Origin of the sequence: Vibrio sp. H11, from assembly GCF_004804295.1 — a bacterium.
Lineage (GTDB): Bacteria > Pseudomonadota > Gammaproteobacteria > Enterobacterales > Vibrionaceae > Vibrio > Vibrio ostreae.
In genome coordinates this window covers 14,377-32,350 of sequence record NZ_SSHN01000014.1, presented here as the reverse complement: position 1 = coordinate 32,350, position 17,974 = coordinate 14,377, and the positions used below count along the sequence as shown (strand labels likewise).

The 17,974-nt window shown below is 48.6% G+C and carries 17 protein-coding genes; 9 read left to right on the top strand and 8 right to left on the bottom strand.

All coding sequences use genetic code 11. The features are described from left to right. Positions 1-60: 60 nt before the first annotated feature. The 3 genes from E6C74_RS17755 to E6C74_RS17745 all read left to right on the top strand — a co-directional run bounded on the left by E6C74_RS17755 (position 61) and on the right by E6C74_RS17745 (position 2,473). A complete protein-coding gene (locus tag E6C74_RS17755) occupies positions 61-936 on the top strand; it encodes a LysR family transcriptional regulator (protein WP_136487388.1) in 876 nt (291 codons plus the stop codon). Positions 937-1,092: 156 nt separating this feature from the next. Continuing rightward, positions 1,093-2,007, top strand: coding sequence for an EamA family transporter (locus E6C74_RS17750; RefSeq protein WP_136487387.1), 915 nt, complete (start codon positions 1,093-1,095; stop codon positions 2,005-2,007). A gap of 97 nt (positions 2,008-2,104) precedes the next feature. Further along, positions 2,105-2,473: a DOPA 4,5-dioxygenase family protein gene (locus E6C74_RS17745; protein WP_136487386.1), complete on the top strand. Its 369-nt coding sequence runs from the start codon at positions 2,105-2,107 to the stop codon at positions 2,471-2,473. Between the two features lie 143 nt (positions 2,474-2,616). On the opposite strand, the gene E6C74_RS17740 is transcribed toward E6C74_RS17745, so the two are convergent. Then, positions 2,617-3,279, bottom strand: coding sequence for a gamma-glutamyl-gamma-aminobutyrate hydrolase family protein (locus E6C74_RS17740; protein WP_136487385.1), 663 nt, complete (start codon positions 3,277-3,279; stop codon positions 2,617-2,619). Beyond that, on the bottom strand, positions 3,252-4,229 hold the full coding sequence (locus tag E6C74_RS17735) for an amidoligase family protein (protein ID WP_240798213.1): 978 nt from the start codon (positions 4,227-4,229) through the stop codon (positions 3,252-3,254). The genes E6C74_RS17740 and E6C74_RS17735 overlap by 28 nt, the downstream gene beginning before the upstream one ends. 246 nt (positions 4,230-4,475) lie before the next feature. Between E6C74_RS17735 and E6C74_RS17730 the strand changes: the two genes are divergently transcribed. Beyond that, on the top strand, positions 4,476-5,561 hold the full coding sequence (locus E6C74_RS17730) for an ABC transporter substrate-binding protein (RefSeq protein WP_136487384.1): 1,086 nt from the start codon (positions 4,476-4,478) through the stop codon (positions 5,559-5,561). A 201-nt stretch (positions 5,562-5,762) separates the two neighbouring features. Here E6C74_RS17730 and E6C74_RS17725 read toward each other — a convergent pair whose 3' ends face one another. The 3 genes from E6C74_RS17725 to E6C74_RS17715 all read right to left on the bottom strand — a co-directional run bounded on the left by E6C74_RS17725 (position 5,763) and on the right by E6C74_RS17715 (position 8,741). Then, complete coding sequence (locus E6C74_RS17725; RefSeq protein WP_136487383.1) at positions 5,763-6,191, bottom strand: hypothetical protein; 429 nt, start codon at positions 6,189-6,191, stop codon at positions 5,763-5,765. A gap of 132 nt (positions 6,192-6,323) precedes the next feature. Beyond that, positions 6,324-8,186, bottom strand: coding sequence for a DUF4105 domain-containing protein (locus tag E6C74_RS17720; protein ID WP_136487382.1), 1,863 nt, complete (start codon positions 8,184-8,186; stop codon positions 6,324-6,326). Positions 8,187-8,255: 69 nt separating this feature from the next. Then, positions 8,256-8,741, bottom strand: coding sequence for a DUF3015 domain-containing protein (locus E6C74_RS17715; RefSeq protein WP_136487381.1), 486 nt, complete (start codon positions 8,739-8,741; stop codon positions 8,256-8,258). A 397-nt stretch (positions 8,742-9,138) separates the two neighbouring features. Between E6C74_RS17715 and E6C74_RS17710 the strand changes: the two genes are divergently transcribed. Both E6C74_RS17710 and E6C74_RS17705 read left to right on the top strand, forming a co-directional pair. Then, positions 9,139-10,386: a dicarboxylate/amino acid:cation symporter gene (locus E6C74_RS17710; RefSeq protein ID WP_206208441.1), complete on the top strand. Its 1,248-nt coding sequence runs from the start codon at positions 9,139-9,141 to the stop codon at positions 10,384-10,386. A 156-nt stretch (positions 10,387-10,542) separates the two neighbouring features. Then, positions 10,543-11,001: a GNAT family N-acetyltransferase gene (locus E6C74_RS17705; protein ID WP_136487453.1), complete on the top strand. Its 459-nt coding sequence runs from the start codon at positions 10,543-10,545 to the stop codon at positions 10,999-11,001. 70 nt (positions 11,002-11,071) lie between these two features. Here the strand turns inward: E6C74_RS17705 and map are convergent, their stop codons facing one another. From map to E6C74_RS17690, 3 genes are all read right to left on the bottom strand, one after another. Continuing rightward, entirely contained in the window at positions 11,072-11,857 is a 786-nt protein-coding gene (gene map, locus E6C74_RS17700) for a type I methionyl aminopeptidase (protein WP_136487380.1), read from the bottom strand. A gap of 420 nt (positions 11,858-12,277) precedes the next feature. Next, a complete protein-coding gene (locus E6C74_RS17695) occupies positions 12,278-12,721 on the bottom strand; it encodes a GNAT family N-acetyltransferase (RefSeq protein ID WP_136487379.1) in 444 nt (147 codons plus the stop codon). 247 nt (positions 12,722-12,968) lie between these two features. Beyond that, complete coding sequence (locus tag E6C74_RS17690; protein ID WP_136487378.1) at positions 12,969-13,958, bottom strand: D-glycerate dehydrogenase; 990 nt, start codon at positions 13,956-13,958, stop codon at positions 12,969-12,971. 526 nt (positions 13,959-14,484) lie between these two features. On the opposite strand from E6C74_RS17690, the gene garD reads away from it, so the two are divergent. From garD to E6C74_RS17675, 3 genes are all read left to right on the top strand, one after another. After that, a complete protein-coding gene (garD, locus tag E6C74_RS17685) occupies positions 14,485-16,035 on the top strand; it encodes a galactarate dehydratase (protein ID WP_136487377.1) in 1,551 nt (516 codons plus the stop codon). Positions 16,036-16,100: 65 nt separating this feature from the next. Further along, positions 16,101-17,138 carry an ABC transporter substrate-binding protein gene (locus E6C74_RS17680; RefSeq protein ID WP_136487376.1) on the top strand — a complete coding sequence of 346 codons (1,038 nt, stop codon included), beginning with the start codon at positions 16,101-16,103 and terminating at the stop codon, positions 17,136-17,138. A gap of 169 nt (positions 17,139-17,307) precedes the next feature. Continuing rightward, on the top strand, positions 17,308-17,718 hold the full coding sequence (locus E6C74_RS17675; protein ID WP_136487375.1) for a hypothetical protein: 411 nt from the start codon (positions 17,308-17,310) through the stop codon (positions 17,716-17,718). The last annotated feature ends 256 nt before the right edge of the window (positions 17,719-17,974 follow it).

Here is a 17,974-nt window from a genome sequence, read left to right as displayed (position 1 = left end):
ACTGTCTGATTGTTAAGTAAAATATATAATAATTTATGAATCGTTCTGTTTTAGAGAATTATGAGTCGTTTAAACTACCATCATCTGTACTATTTCTGGCAAGTGGCCAAGCAGGGTAACCTGACTCAGACTGCGCAGAAGTTGCATGTGTCTCAGTCTGCTCTTTCTTCACAAATCAAGCAGTTAGAGCAAACTTTGGATGTGCAGTTGTTCACCAGAAAAGGGCGTGCACTGACCCTGACCGAGAGCGGATATCATGCGCTGAGCTATGCCGAAGAAATCTTCAAAAATGGTGAAGAGCTGGAAAAATTATTGACCAGTGGCAAAGCATTACCTGGCGCAACCATCCGGATTGGAATCCTATCGACTATCTCGCGTAACTTTATAGAGCAGTTTATTCAGCCACTTATCAACCAGGAAGACTGTCGTTATACCCTGCAGTCGATGAGTCAGACCGGTTTGCTGACCGCTTTGGGAGAACACCAGCTCGATATGGCATTGACTAACATTCCGGTCAGAGGTTCGAATAAACAGAACTGGCAAAGCCGGGTTCTGGCGCGTCAGGCGGTGTCGATCATCGGGCCGCCGGGGTTAGATCTGGGCAAAGATCTCGGCGCCAGTTATCGCGACCGCCGTTGGGTTTTACCGTACGGAGAAAATCCGCTGCGCGCTGCTTTTGATGCTTTTGCGGCTCAATATCAGCTACATCCCCACATTATCGCCGAATCTGATGATATGGCGATGCTGCGTCTTTTGGCCCGTGACACCGGCGCACTGGCCGTAATGCCGGACGTGGTAGTAAAAGACGAACTCGATAACGGCATTCTGAAAAGTTATCTGGTACTGCCAAGCGTATTCGAAAACTTCTACGCGGTTACGGTCAAGCGGCGTGTGGTGCATCCTAAGCTGGATACCTTGTTCAGGCCATTATTATGACCCTTCCTGTCTGGCGCTTGTTTTATATACGGGAATAGGGCAGTCTGAGGATTCCTTTTTCTCACTCAATGTCAAACTTACCCTTGAAAGGCAAACGCTGAGCAGGTGGCTGCTCGCGTCTCTCCTGACACTGTCGGACGTTTGTAAGGATACAAGATGTCATTACGAGACAGATTCCTGGCCCTGGCGATTGTGCTGGTCTGGGGTGTGAACTTCGTGGTTATCAAAGTCGGATTACAGGGGATGCCACCGCTGCTGCTGGCAGGCTTGCGGTTTGCTTTGGTGGCCTTTCCTGCCCTGCTGTTTATCAAGCGTCCCACCTTACCGCTGAAATGGCTGGTGGCCTACGGACTGACCATCAGTTTTGGTCAGTTTGCCTTATTGTTCTGGGCGCTGAGTATCGGCCTTGCCGCAGGATTAGCTTCGTTGCTGTTACAGGCGCAGGCTTTTATTACTCTGGCGTTTGGTTGTGTGCTGTTGAAAGAAAAAATTCGTCGCCATAATGTGATAGCGGTCATCACTGCGGGAGCGGGGATTTATCTGCTCGCAGTGGCGCAAGGCGCGGGAACCGCATCACTGACAGCTGCTACCTTGCTGTTAATCATCGGCGCGGCCACCTGTTGGGCATTAGGTAACATCACCAATAAGGTGATCATGCAAAACTACGCCGTTCCGACCATGTCTTTGATCGTATGGAGTGCTTTAGTACCAATGTTCACGTTTGCTGTTGCTTCACTCTGGATTGAAGGACCTCAGACCATTGCTGAGTCGCTGCTCAATATGCAGTGGCATAATTTGTTCTCGGTGGTTTACCTTTCTTTACTTGCCACGATCGTCGGATATGGCGGCTGGAGCTACTTGTTGAGCCGTTATCCCACCGCATTGGTTGCTCCGCTTTCGTTGCTGGTTCCGGTATTCGGACTACTGAGCGCCTGGCTGCTGCTGGATGAGAGCCTTACTCTGTATCAAATCGCAGGCGTAGTGGTTATTGCGGTCGGGCTGGTGATTAACGTTTTTGGCCAGCGTTGGTTTGGTCGCCAAGCTGAGCCGGCTTCTTCTCTGGCCAGATAATCCATCGATATACGGATGAGACAACGTGGTACGGAAAGGGCAAGCGACTCGATCCTTAATGAATTCTTTACTATTTTAAGACGTAGAGGCAAAAATAATGACAGAGAATAAACGACCGGTAAATTCCCATCGCGCTTACCATGCTCATGTGTACTTTGATGCGCAAACGCTGGAGTTTGCCTCGCGACTGGTGCATGAAGCGGGGGAGCGTTTCCCTGTGAAAATCGGTCGGGTGCACGAAAAACTGGTGGGCCCTCACCCGAAATGGAGTTGCCAGATTAAGTTTACTTCACACGATTTCGATCAGTTAGTGCCTTGGTTGGACGAAAACCGTAATGGTTTGTCGGTACTGGTTCATGCGCTAACCGGTGATGAAATCGAAGATCATACTCTGTATGCCTGGTGGTTGGGTGACAGCCTGAAACTGGACCTGTCGGTATTTGACAGCTCTTCGATTGAAGACTGAGTTGCAGCGCTTGGGGCCAAAGCCACTGAGTTACAGAGGCAAAGCGCCGCATTACGGCTCGTTTTGATGTTATTGCCAATCACCGCATTGAACTGGCGGTCACTTTCACTTCTGCATCCTGGGTAAATACTTCACCCATACGCTCAGCCTGAGCGCACCAGCCAGCGAAACAGCTTAAATTGGCTGGGAAGATAAAACAGATATTCAGGGTGCCACTGCACGCCGTAGATAGGCTTTTCTTGATTACTTTCAATTGCCTGAGTGAATTGGTCAAGATCTCGCCCGACGACGCGCAGGCCATTACCGACATCCTTGATCGCCTGATGATGCAGGCTGTTGACCCGTAATTTCGATTTGCCACACAAGGCAAACAAATGTGAGTCTGTATCGACAAAGACTTGCTTGGTTGGCAGCAGGCCCGGGCGGTTATAGGTTCGTTTGCGCAATACGGAAATATCGGAATATAAGTTGCCGCCGAGAACGACATTGATTAGTTGCGAGCCGCGACATATCCCTAATAAGGGAGTATTGCGTTCTAATGCCCACTTGATCCAACGTATCTCTAATGTGTCCCGCTCGGGGTCAAACTCATCTTTTTCACTGGCTTGGCCTCCATAGTGCTCGGGATCGATATCATCGCCCCCGCCCACGATCAGACCATCCAGTGGCTGACCGGACCAATGATGTTTAACGCTAATCCTTTCTGCTTGAGCGCCGGCAAGTGCCAGCGCCAGCTTCGTGCACCACCAGGAGGGTGACCAACTGCGATGGTTACCGGTTACTCCAATTCTCGGCTTTTTATCCACTGTTTGACTTCCTTGATCCAATCATTGCGTTTCACGCCGATTACAGGCAGAGACATTGCTTTAAAGCGGCGGGCTAAAAAGTTTAACGCTTCTGGGTCTGCTGCCAATACCTCAACTAAATGCCAGATGTTCCATGAGCTTGCAAAACTCCAGTGGGTATTCTCGATCAAGCAGTCGGGCAGGCGATAATGAAATGTAGGTCTTGGATTAATTTTGGTGTCTTTGACCGTCTGCTTGACTTTGTCTTGGTCAATGGACGCAAACAGCGGCAGTATATCCAAAGCGCGGTTGCGACTTGGATTATGTTCCAGGTAATCATCCATCAGCTCATCGATAGTCTGGTACTGTTTGGTGAGCAGTACTTCAACGTAATCTTCAGTATACAATTGGATATACGGGCTGATTTTGCGGGATACGTTAACGTCATGCGCTTTGTCGAGGCACCACTGTAATAGTCCGAACGATTTCAGATAAGCATGCAGGGTGTGAACATCTAATGATGGGGTTTCCGGATTAATGTGAACACCAAAAGCGGCGATGACAGAATCATCTGTACCTTTTGCCCCGGCATTTCTCAGGGCTGGTATCAGTTTATCTAAATGATCCAGTTTATCGAGAGGGAATGGAGGAGTCACTATTTCTATAGGCACCACTGATAGAGCAATTTTGTGTAAAAAATCGACCCACTCGTGTCCGTGATCCTTAAGCTTGGCTTCCAGCGCGGTGTTCTTGAGGAACTCCCAGTCTAACTCAACTTTAAACTTGCCATATTCTGGGGTCTGCAAGTCATACTCAACCGCGGACTTCTTCTCTAGCTCACCGCCGAAAGTATCCTGCATAATTTGTGTCACTGCGCTGATTGTCAGCCCGGTAAACTCGATTTCGAACCCAACACGGCGGGTAGCGCCATCGTCGGTCGTTGTTAAAGGCGGAGTTTTAAAAGCCATCATTGCCTCCACTCGTTGATTGGGGAATAGACTTTGACCGTTATACGAAAGATTACTCTAAAACCATGACAAAAAATGTGAAACTTTACAAGGCGGTATGTATCGAGATTGCGTATAGCGCAATCATACATTGGTGTAGCGATTAACTGATAATGATTTTCATTGCGGCCATTTATAATGTGATGCATAATCACTGACAATTTTAGTCATATCAATGCTATTCGCTTTAACCTGAAGATGGAATTTTCGATGCTCAGAAAGCTTTTACTTCTTATCTCCCTGACGACCAGTTCTTTTGCCTTTTCAGCGGTGACGACCGTCACTGATGTTCTGGGGCGCGAGGTGACATTCGATGCCCCCGCCAAACGGGTTATTGTCGGTTTTTATCCTGAAGATTATATGGCTATCGGTACGGAAGCGGCATACGACAATGTCGTCGGTATGTCTAAATATATCTGGCAGGCCAGGGCGATGAACTGGGAGATGTACGTTCAGCACCGTCCATCATTAGACGACATTCCGGAGATTGGCCGGGTGGACACCAACGCGTTTTCTCTCGAAAAGGTGCTTGGGTTGCAGCCTGATCTGATCATGCTGGCCGATTGGCAATATAAAGCGTTGTCGTCAGAAATGGAACGCTTAGAACAAATCGGTATACCAGTGGTCGTGGTCGATTACAATGCGCAGACGGTTGAGCGGCATGTGAAAAGTACCCGTTTGATTGGCGAGATTACCGGTCAGCAGGCGCGTGCTGAAAAGATTGCCACTGAATATCAGGATAATGTGGCGATGATTTCACAGCGATTGGAGAAAGCCGGCCTTGCGAAGCCGACGATCTACACGGAATTTGGCGCCAATGGCGTGGCTGATATTGGTTACACCTTTGGTAAGAATATGTGGGGGGCGATCAGCACCACGGCTGGTGGTGAGAACATCTCTAAGCCGTTTGTCGAATGGTGGGGTAAACTCAACCCGGAACAGATCATTGCCAGCAACCCGGATGTGATTGTGATTACCGGTTATGAAACCAGCAGTGCTGACAACGGGATGAAGATAGGGCAGGGTGTGCAAGAGCAGGTCTCGCAGCGGGCTTTAGCAGGGTTTAAACAGCGTTTGGGCTGGTCGTCACTGAATGCGGTGAAAAATAATCGCATGTACGCTGCGTATCACGGCGCATGCCGAACGATTATGGATGGCGCAATGATTCAGTTTTACGCCAAAGCTCTGTATCCGGAGTTGTTTGCAGATTTGAACCCGGAGCAGGCTTACCTGCAATTCTATGAAAAGTATCTGCCGGTTGTTCCGCAAGGGACGTTTATGACTAAACTTCCTTAAGTTAAGTGGTCGTAGATTAAATGGATAATGATCCTGCTCGTACGCTGCGGGCAGGAGGCGGATAGCGTGACGCCACGGTATGCGGTCTCTGCTGGAAGGCAACAATATTCCTATCAACCATAGCGCTGGCGTTTTACGATGTCTACTGGTGTGTACAAAAACGGCCACGTCTCAATGACGTGGCCGCTGCGCAAAATAGGTTTAACCTGCTTGCACTGGAGTTGCTTCGCTGTTGTTAACGTAGAAGCTGAGCTCGTCGATAGAGTTGGCCTGATAAGATTGTAAATCTTTGGCCGCAATATGCTGACCGGTCTTATCCGACACGATTTTGGCAATCGCATCCATCCGTTGCGACTCGTCAAGCTGTTTCAGCATGTTGAGCTCATCTTCGTCCAGATCAATCGAGGCTGAATTTGGCAGATAAATGGTGCCGTAATAGAAGTCAACGCCAAACGCGATTAGCCCGGGAACAATGAACAGGATTAAGCCCGCTGCGTCGAGAATCGCGATCGCCGGGTCGATTTTACCGCCGCGCTGTCCTTCCCGCTCCGGGTGCAGCAATACCCCGCATCCACTTAGCTGAGTAACTAAAATAGCAATAAAAGCAGACATTAACGTTTTATTTTTCATTGGCTCTCCTTAAGTTTTGCGCTCAAGTCATCATCTCAAAGGTTGTTTCAATCATAGGTCAGATTAATCAAGTTTTATCAGCAAACCATCAGCTTTACGTATGTTTTTGATGGATTGGCTCATTGTTCAGGCTCAATAATAATAGTAAGCACTGAGGCGCGAGCTTACTTCTTCCTGATGCCATTGCTGATAATTCAGGCTGGCCCTGAAAGCGAAATTAGGCCGTACGCTCCAGTTCCAGGTCGCATTTACGGAGAAATGGTCATCGACCTCATCGCCTGCCAAAGCAATCCAGGCTGCATTCAAACCCAGTCTCTGGCGGTTATTGATCGAGTAGAATAGCCCTGACTGCAGACCGGCCCCGGCGATAACATCATAACCGGTTAATCTGCCCTGACTGAGTTCGCCTTTCAGCAGGGTATAGAAATGTAATCCATCAGCCTGTCCCCAGGCTTTGCCTGCTCCGCCTTCGACAAACCAGCGGCTGTCGGTATTGGCATCGGGTCGGTCGAAGCCGATTTTTAATCCCCATGCCAGGCTGTCAAATACTCGGTTGCTGGGCGCCAACGCCAGTACGTCGATGATATTGAGATGATCGAGCCGGCTGGTACCGCTGTCGTCGAGACTCAGTTTAGTGTCGAGGAAGTTAATTTGCGCGCCGGGAATAAAGCCATCCAGCGCATCGTACATGTCGTGGTAAGCCGGACGCCACTCGACAGATGTTGAGTGGGTTTGCTGCTGATACAGATTACGCGCGACGCCGACACGAGCTGACCCGTGTCCCTGTTCCGGTGACGTTTCCGGCCGCACCACCGAGGGAAAAGGGGATTCTCGGTTGATCTGACTGCGCTTGATCAAGATTTGGGTCAGTTGTTTGGCGGTTATATCGCGTTCAAGGCCGTCATCGTAAAGTTCAAAATTAAGCCATTCATATGCGAATTCGAGAATTGCCGCCCGCTCTGACTCAGTAAACTCGGCTTTGGAAGGGTAAATACCTTGCTCTTTCAGGCGCCGCGTGGCGAGGTAAATACGCTCGCTGACCAGATCCGATTCATGATTCAGCCGGGTACCAAACGCAGCCCGATAGTGCGGAGGCTGAGTTAATCCGGCTTCAACCAGAACTTTCACCGTATCGGAAGGAATGGCGGTGACCGGAAACTGACTGACTAAATCGAGATTCTGATTGGCCAGTTGCAGCAGAGCCAATAATTGATAAGAGCAGTTTTCGTCCAGGAAGTAGTAGTCGAACTCGGCTTGTTCCATTTCCCACAGATGAAGCAAAATTCTATCCACTTCTTCAGCGGTGAAATTGAGCGGGTATTCCCAGATATCCCGCGACTCGATATCGTTATATTCACGCACTTTTTTGTAGTACGGCATGACGGTAAAGCGGCTTGGATATGCGCCAACCAATCCTTTGAGTGCATAAAGGGCCGGATTATCTGCGCTGTCCGGTTCTGCGGCAAAGTTGATCGCATAAGCGACCAGTGCATTGTTCTGGTTCTGATTCTTGGCATCGACCCGTAGCAGGGTATGGCCAAACATGGACGAAGGATTATTCATAAAGGCAGTTGGAAACACCAGGGTCAGTTTTTCCGGATCCATCGCCTGCTGCCACTTTTTTAATTCAGGGCAATTTAACTCAGGCGGTGCCTTGCCTTGTTGTTGTTCCAGCCATTGATAACGGGCCGGAAACGTGCAGCGCGCCTGATGGCGGCTTTGCGCTGGGCCCTGATACAGCGCCTGAATCGTTGCTTGAAGCTCCTGCGCAGGTTGATGTTTGCCCTGCGATGCTAAAAAAAAGCTATCTGAATCAATGGTGCTGACGTAACCGCCGCTCAGCGCGGGCAGGTAATGGCCCAATTTGAGCCAATAGTTATCCTGGCTTAAGGCTATGACGTTCAGTTCAGGTAACGGTCCGGGCTCTACGTAGGCAAAGCTCAGGGACGAATGTAATCCGCCCAGTAATATGAAAATACAACGCTTCCACTGCATAACGACTCTTGAAATAAAAAGGTGCCTCGTGTTGCAACGAGGCACAGAAGGGTAAGACGAAAGAAGCGGTTACATTGCGTAGCCAGACAGCTTAGAATCGTTCGACATCAATGTGTTGAGGTTATTCAGTACCTCATTAGAGGTGACGTTTTCAGAACGATAAACCACGGCAAAATTTTGTTTCGCCATGGTGTTGAAGGTTGCTTTATCTTCATTCGGGATGCCCCAGACTTCAGACAAGGTTGCCAGTGTTTCACCCTGACCTTTGGCCATATCACGTGCCAGATTGTCCATGTTACCGTCAATAAACATCGCCAGCTTCTGACGTGAATCAATCGTGCCGGTACCATCACAGCCCAGAGTTCCGAATGTGATACCAAAGGTTTGGTTGCCTGATGTACCGTTGGTTGTCGCGCCGAGCACTTTGACCACTTTTCCGGATTTACCGTCAAAAATCATGGTACCCAAACCACAACCAATATCATCATCAGCCATAACCGCCTGAGCAAACGGCAAGGTAGAGAGTAACGTAGCCACTGCGAATAACTTTTTCATATTAATAATCCCTTAGTTCGGTCAAAAAGTGGTGGTCATAAAACGCATTACCACTAGATGAAGATAGGAAAAAGTCGGTGATATTCCAATGTCATGTTGGCGAAATGGGATTAAAATCAAAGCGATTTGGCAAATATTGCCCTGAATATGTCGCGAATAGTGTGAGCTGTTTTTTAAACGACGTACGGTTAAATAGAAATAAAACGCACAAGACCAATGAAAATTTATATGGGGAAAGTTGCATTTGACCCAGCTCTGAGTCAGTTTTGTTGGATAATTATTCCTTGTCAGGGAGTGAAAATAGTCATTTATCACAGTTTACGTCAGGCGACTTTTATTGTGTAATTACGCCTTTGCTTTTTTTAGTCGTTTACACTATCAACACACAAGGAAAGAAATGGACAATCAAGTACAGTCATCCCGTCAGGGTTTTTGGTCAGGCATGGCGCTGTGGAAAAAAATCCTGATTGGTATGGTGGCCGGTATTATCGTTGGTGCGCTGATGGGCCCGAGTGCTGCATTGCTTAAGCCAATCGGTACTCTCTTTATTAACGCGATTAAAATGTTGATCGTGCCTTTGGTGTTCTGTTCTCTGATCGTTGGTATTACATCGATGAAAGACACCCGCAAGATGGGGCGTATTGGCGTCAAAGCCGTGGTGTTGTATTTGGGAACGACCGCCGTTGCGATTGCCATTGGTCTTGGCCTTTCTGCTCTGCTTGAACCTGGCGCCGGACTGAACATGGTTGCGAAAGATCTTGATGATGCTGGTAAGAGTGCGCCCCCGCTGGTGCAGACGCTGCTGGCGATGATCCCGCAAAACCCGGTCAATGCTCTGGCGGCGGGTAACATTCTGCAAATCATCGTTTTTGCGGTTGGTCTTGGTGTTTCCCTGGTGTTGGTGGGTGAAAAAGGTGAACCGGCAGTGAAACTGTTTGAGAGCCTGGCGGAAGCCATGTACAAGCTGACTGAACTGGTGATGAAACTGGCTCCGTACGGCATCTTTGGTCTGATGGCCTGGGTTGCCGGTACTTATGGTCTGGACGTCCTTCTGCCACTGATCAAAGTGATTGGTGCAGTGTACCTGGGTGCGCTGATCCATGTGTTGGTGTTCTATTCAGGCGTGCTGAGCGTGCTGGGTCGACTGAACCCAATCAAATATCTGCGTGCGATTACTAACCCTGCAGCGGTTGCGTTTACCACATCGAGCAGTTCAGGTACCTTACCTGCGACAATTAAAGCGACTCGCCAGGACATGGGTGTGTCTGAAGGTGTGTCGAGTTTTGTTTTGCCGCTGGGGGCAACCATTAACATGGATGGTACGGCACTCTATCAAGGTGTGTGCGCGCTGTTCATCGCGCAGGCATTTGGTATCGATCTGCAAACCTCAGACTACCTGACCATTATTCTGACCGCGACACTAGCATCGGTTGGTACTGCGGGTGTACCGGGTGCGGGTCTTATCATGTTGTCTCTGGTACTGAGCACGGTTGGCCTGCCTGTAGAGGGCCTGGCGATTGTGGCCGGTATTGACCGTATTCTGGATATGGCGCGTACTACGATTAACGTTTGTGGTGACATGATGGTGGCCGTTCTGGTTGCGAAAAGCGAACGCGAACTGGACGAGAATGTCTATAACAGTTAATCAGCGCCACGCCTGATCTCTGCAAAGCCCCGGCCTGTGCCGGGGTTTTTATTATGCAATGAAAATAGCCTTTGAAAAGAAAAGAAATTTGATTTGTGCAGTGGTATCGTGGTCAGGCACAAAACCGAAACAGAGGTGATTATGGCAGTTCGTTTTATGTTGGCGCAGGATGTCCCCGCGGCCGCTCTGATCCATCAGGTGGCTTTTCCGCGTCAGCAATATTCACAGCAATGGCTCCAGTGCAGTTTTAAAGCCGCGCCACGTACGTTTTGTCTGGTCGCAGAGAAACGAGGGGAAGTGGTCGGTTATATCATCTGGGCGCAGAAAAGCGGCTTTCGTCCCCAGGTCGTGTTGGAACTGGAACAACTGGCCGTTGAACCCTCTTATCAGGGCCAGGGGATTGGTCGTCAGTTACTCACCGATTCCCTGCCTCTGGTCAAAGAGCAGTTACGTAATCAGGGTTCCACTCTGAAACATATCCTTATCACTACCCGGGCCGATAACCGGGCTCAGAATCTATATCGCCAGGCGTTGGGAGCGGAAGTCGAAGCGACCCTGAGCGATCTCTATAGCGCCGACGAAGTGATTATGATTGCCCGCCACATCGATGTGTAGCGTTTACGTCAGTGTAACTAAAGCCTGGCTAAGACAGGGTTGACCAAGCCCGTGTCGCAGAACTGTGGCGTTACGCTGCCGGTGAGCCAATCGGATGCTGAGCGGTAAGGACTTCGTAGCCAGTGGCGGTCACCAGTACCGTGTGCTCTGACTGGGCGGAGAGTTGATTATCTGAAGTCGCGACGCTCCAGCCATCTTGCCGGGTATAGACTTTGTCACCGCCGAGATTGAGGATGGGTTCGATGGTAAATACCATTCCTTCGCGCAGTGTCAGGCCGCGGTTGGGCAGGCCGTAATGTAAAACCTGCGGTGCTTCGTGCATTTCGCGGCCAATACCGTGCCCACAGTATTCGCGAACAACGCTGTAACCATGTGATTCAGCAAAACGCTGGATGGTGTAGCCAATGTCGCCCAGCATGGCACCGGGCCTGACTTGCCTGATCCCTGCCCACAACGCCTGATGACTCGCACTGACCAATGCTCTGGCGGCCGCATCGGCGTTCGGCATGAGATAATTTTTGCTGCAATCAACAATGAAACCCTCATGTTCGAGTGTGACATCCAGATTGAGGATGTCTGTCTCGCTCAGGATCTGATCGGGGGCCGGCACGCCGTGGCAAGCAACCTCATTAACAGAGCTGTTAATCGCATAGGGATAACCATATTGCCCTTTGCTGGCAGGGCGTGCACCTAAAGTCCGGACAATAAAATCCTCAACTCTATGATTGATTTCCATGGTCGAACGGCCGGGAATGACGAACTCATCAAGCATGTCGAACACTTGTGCCAGCAGTTTGCCTGCTGTACGCATTTGGGCTATTTCCTGCGCGTTTTTGATGTGTACCGTTCTGTCCATAGCGGTTTTTCCTTACGCCAGTTTTTGCATCAGATCCAGCGAGCACCTTGCTGTCTATTTTTCGGGGGAACAGCGTTTGTGCGGCAGATATCGGATGTACAAAAACGCTTCGTTTAGCGGTGCCAGCAGCTTAATGATTAATAGCTTGATTGTATGAGTTGTCGGAAAGGCGTCAAGATAAAGCGGATGTTATAACAGGCGATTGGGCTTAATTCGAACTGACCAGCCTGATGTCGGGATGAAAAACACTCGTGCGGATCGCAATTTGTCATCCGAACGAGCCGGCGCTTATCTGAAAAAGCTGACTTGTTGTTTGAGGTGAGTGGCTAACTGGGGCAAGTCCTTAGTGCTTTGTGATGTCTGTGCTGCTTTGACTTAATTGCATCAGCGATGCGGCGTTATCGGTGAAAGAAAAGATCATTAATCATCGGTTGGCTTAAATTTCATATAAATAAATTGATAATCTTGACGGTAAGTCTTGAATCCAAAACGTTGATACAGCTCAGTCGCACGGTTACCCTGAATGCAGCACAGCAGACAGGCACGTTGTAACTGGGTGCAACGTTTCGTTACGAATGTCAGTATTTCACTGCCCAGGCCCTGGTTTTGATAGGCGGGGAGAATAAAAAAGCGCGAAAAATGAAAACGCTCATCATGAAGATGAAGACGAAAAGTGCCGACAGCAATCCCGTCAGCACAAATCAGGGTCGGCAGGCCTGAACGCCATTCCTGGCGATGTAACTCCAGTTGCAATTCTTCATCCCAGCCAAATTGACGGGTGATGACATCCTGCTCGCACAGTTTCTTGAGTTCAAACGCGAACAGGTAATCTGCATCGGTCGCGGGGCGCAAGGAGAGCTTCATACCATTCCATATAAAAAATCAGATCCAAAACAAAGTCAGGACAAAGACGAAAGATGGCTATCAGCACACATCTGCTATCCTGCGCTAACTATGAGCAATACCCAGTTAATGCAGGATAAAGTATCAATATGTTCACTGTATAGGATCACACCAAATTCGCCACCCTGATGGCTGAGATAATCACGATTGCCCGGGCTTTTTTCAGAGAAAGAACAGTGGCGGCTTGTGAGCAGATCCTGACGAGCGATCAGATCTCTGCTAAGGCCGCCAAGCGCTTTTGGTTGGCGCACGCTTGCGAGTAGTCGCCGTTCATCGCAGCGATAAACCCGTCGACCGCACACTCCACCATTGCAAGGCGTGTTTCACTGGTCGCTGAACCGATATGCGGCAGCAGAAATACGTTGTCGAGTTTGGTGAGCTCAGAGTTGGCGGGTAGAGGTTCGACTTCAAACACGTCCAGCCCGGCAGCCCGAATCATGTTGTTTTTCAGAGCCGTGATCATGGCTTGTTCATCGACAACCTTACCGCGTGCCGCGTTGACAAAGACAGCACTGGGTTTCATCCGGGCAAACTGCGCCTCGCCAATCAATTTGGTGGTTTGCTCACTGAGAGGCACCAGCACAACGATGAAGTCTGAGACTTGCAGTAACTCATCCAGTTCCAGACGCTGAGCCGCGAAATCCTGTTCTGCTTCCGGGTTAGCCGAGCGATTGTGATAGCAAATCGACATACCAAAGCCATGATGGGCACGTTTTGCGACTGCGCAGCCAATACGGCCCATACCGATGATGCCCATGATCTTGCCGTACAGATCAACCCCAAAATGTTGCTGTCCGATGTTTTGTGTCCAGCGTCCATCCAGAACCATATTAGACAGTTCAACTGCGCGGCGGGCGGCGCCCAATGCCAACAGAATCACTGTATCGGCGACCGTTTCGTTTAATACGCCAGGTGTATGAATCAGCGGGATACCGCGCTGAGTAAGGTAATCAAGATCAAAATGATCCGTACCGACGGAAATGGTTGCTGCGGCTTTGAGATTGGTGGCGGTATCGAGCAACGGTGCCGGCATATTGACCCCCGAACCAATAATGCCTTCGGCATGGGTGAGAGCATGATGAAATTGTTCACGGTTCTGCGCATTCACGCCATCGAAGCAGGTTAGATTAAAGTGACGATGTAACTTATTGAGTTCCGGATCCGGAATGGATTTATACAGTACAACATTGGGTTTCATTACCAATCTCCTGATTTTAGCAAGGTAGGACGGCATTAAATCCGGGCCAGTAAAACCGTATACGCAAATTGATTAACCACATCACTATATATTTCCGGTCTATTAAAGCCAACAGATATTAAAGCCAACTGATTATCGTTATATGATTTATTATGCCACTGTATGATCATTTTAAATTATTTCAAATGATTTTGTTGAATAAATTAAATTAGTAAATAGTTCGCTGTTTAAATGAATTTTATTTATAAATGATGATGAGTTAGTTCTGTGCGATGGTGACGTGATTTTATTTGTGACTGCGATCTCTTTATATAACTAAATTTTAATTATTAAAATTTAGTGACATTGAATCACTCTTAGACCAAAGTTCTATTTTTGTGGGTCGCTTGTGATGTGTATCTCTGCCTTTGTGAATTATTACAAAACCGGGCTGAATAAAAAGTAAATTTTTTGATAATAGTTCTGATGTTATGCAGGGTCTGATGTTTTAATTTTTATGAGTTGAATAAAAATAAGAAGTCAGATTATGAAAAATGTGCTGCCTCGCTATATCAAAGTTCATCCGGAAGACAATGTCGCTATTGTGGTCAACGATGGTGGGTTGCCGCAGGGAACCTTATTTAATAACGATTTTGCCTTACAGGAAGACATTCCCGAGGGCCATAAAGTGGCCCTGGCGCCATTCGCTCCCGGCGAGCCCATCGTGCGCTATGGTGAAGTGATTGGCTTTGCTAACGCTTCAATCCCCAAGGGTGGATGGATCAACGAATTTTTAGTCGACATTCCGGAAGCCCCGCCGCTGGATGACATTCCTCTCGCCACAAAAGTCCCCGAACCATTGCCTCCTTTGTCAGATTACACCTTCAAAGGCTATCGCAATCCGGACGGCAGTGTCGGCACGAAAAATCTGCTCGGTATTACCACCAGCGTTCACTGTGTTGCCGGCGTGGTTGATTACGTGGTGAACCTGATTAAACAGGATCTGCTGCCTAAGTATCCGAATGTGGATGGCGTAGTAGCACTCAATCATTTGTACGGTTGTGGTGTGGCGATCAATGCTCCTGCATCTGTGGTGCCGATCCGCACCATACATAATCTGGCTCTGAACCCTAATTTTGGCGGCGAGGTCATGGTGGTTGGCCTCGGTTGTGAAAAGTTACAGCCGGAAAGGCTGCTGCAGGGAACGGATGATGTCGAGACGATTAACGTCGCACCCGAAAGTATTATCTCGTTGCAAAGTGAAAACCATATTGGTTTTCAATCCATGGTGCGCAGCATTCTGGCAACCGCTGAAATGCATCTGAAAAAACTCAATCAGCGCCAGCGTGAAGAGTGTCCGGTATCTGAGCTGGTGGTGGGCATGCAGTGTGGCGGCAGTGATGCGTTTTCAGGTGTCACGGCGAACCCGGCCGTGGGTTATGCGTCCGATCTGCTGGTCCGCTGTGGCGCCACCGTGATGTTTTCGGAAGTCACTGAAGTGCGTGATGCGGTTTATCTGCTGGGGCCCCGTTGTATTGATGAGCAGGTTGGCCGGCGCCTGATGGAAGAGATGGCCTGGTACGATCATTATCTTAGCCTCGGAAAAACCGATCGCAGAGAAAACCCTTCTCCGGGTAACAAAAAAGGCGGACTGGCCAACGTGGTTGAGAAAGCGCTTGGGTCCATTGCCAAGTCAGGCAGCAGCGCGATTGTTGAAGTTCTTTCTCCGGGGCAGCGTCCGACCCGAAAAGGTTTAATTTTTGCTGCCACGCCTGCCAGCGATTTTGTCTGCGGCACTCAGCAAGTCTCATCGGGGATCACGGTACAGGTGTTTACCACCGGCCGTGGGACACCTTACGGACTGGAAGCCGTGCCTGTCATCAAGGTGGCGACACGTTCCTCGTTGGCGCGCCGCTGGCATGATCTGATGGATATCAATGCTGGTACGGTGGCGACCGGAGAAAGCTCACTCGAAGAGATGGGCTGGGAAATTTTTAACCATATTCTGGCCGTGGCGAGCGGTGATAAGCAAACGTATTCCGACCAGTGGGGCTTGCATAACGCACTGGCTGTGTTTAATCCGGCTCCGGTAACCTGATAACCGAGATAACCGATAGAAGAGATATAACAAAGACAACAATTAACGTGAAACGAGAGGAATTTATGAAAAAACTGATTAAACATGCGATTGCCTTCTCTTTAATGGCATTGCCTATGGTCGCGATGAGTGCTGATAAGCCGAACTTTGGCAATATCCGTGTGGTGATCGGCTCGAAATCGACCGGAGGCGATACCTATCAGGCCGCAGCCATTATTTCTGAAGCGCTGGCAAAAAAACTTGATACCAACATCAAAGTAGATGCGGTGGGCTCAAGTGCCGCATTCAGCACGCTGAAACGTGTTGGCAACGGCAGCACCATTATGATTTTCCACGATCAGTCATACCTGGGTAATCTGTACGGCACTCGCGGTTACTACGATATTTTCAACCAATATATTATTGGCCCCACTTTCGCGATTAACCCGGCTAACGCTTATCTTGTGCCGAAAAAATCACCCTACAATACGCTGGATGACATCATCAATGCTGTTGGTGAAGGCAAAGAAATCCGCGTAGCGATTCAGCCGGGTGGTGTTTCTGAAATTGGCTACAGCGCGGTAAAAAATGCCATTAAGATGAAGTATCCGGGGCAGGAAAGTCATTTTATTGCGGTGAATACCGGTTCTCAGGCTGATAAGAACCAACAGCTGTTTGATGGTTTGGCTGATATGATCCAGGGCAGTTTACCGGCGAATGAACAATTTACCCGCTTGCCTGAATCGGATCAGAAGGCGATGAAATTTGTCTGGTTAACCTCAACCAAAGATAGCATTGCGGACGTCAACAAAAACGGCTTTGGTAGTCTGAGTCAGAAACAGATCTTCTCTTATGCTGAGCCCAATGTAGTGGTGCCGATGGATGCGCAAAGTAACTTTACGTTCGATAAAGAGTTTTTCTTCCTCTACAACAAGAAAATGCCGAAAGACCAGATCGCCTATATCGATAAAGCGTTAAAAGAGATTTATGCCGAGGGCGAAATTCAAAAAACGTTTGAGAAGGCTTTCTTTGTGCCTAACTATCGCGATTCAGCGGATGCCCTCAAGCATCTGCAGGCGAAAAACGATAAATACAAACAAGTGCTTGCCAATATCACCGAGTGACGAGAGTTCGCTTTTTAGGGTGGTGATAGCCATGATTAAGCCCACTCTGTGGGCTTAATCATCAGGGGCGATGCTACTGTTCATCGTTTTTGCAGCAAAGATTGAGTGATCCGCAAAGATAGGTCTCAATCATAACTGCGTTTCTATCCCTTTGATTTGAGGAGATGTCATGAAATACCTGTATATTCTTCGTGGGCCTTTTGGCACCGGTAAAACAGAATTTATCCGGACCTTATTGGCCAATGACAATATCGTCTCGTGCTGGGATTACTATCGGCAGTATGGTCAGAACCGATGGAATGAAAAATTAAAACCTTATGCGGATGAGTATTGCCGCAACGGAGTCAAAAATCTGATGGAGCAGGGGGCTAACAAGATAGCGGTCACCAATTCCTTCTCCAAATGTGAAGATATGGAATATTTTTACCAGTTGGCAGAACAGCATCAATACACCGTTTTCAGTATGGTGATGACTAACCAATGCTGTGATGAATATAAGAAGAATGTTCCGGGTCACGTCATTCAGGATCAAGCCGAGAGATTGACAGCAGACATGAAGTTTTACAGCATCATCTCTTAACATACTTTCCCGCTCAGTGCTCCCGCTCGCCGGGAGCATTATCTGGCTTCTGCCTTGTCCGAGTGACCTCTTACTCACCATATGTGCGGCTGATCTGCTCCTTAGGCTGCTATCAACTAACTGCTATCTGCGGTTTGCTTATGCTCTTTATGCCTAAAAAATCATCTTTTATAAAAAAACATTACAAGAATTCAAATAAATTGATATTGAACAAGTTTTATAGAGAGAGGATGATAGAAAACGAGATAACACGCAC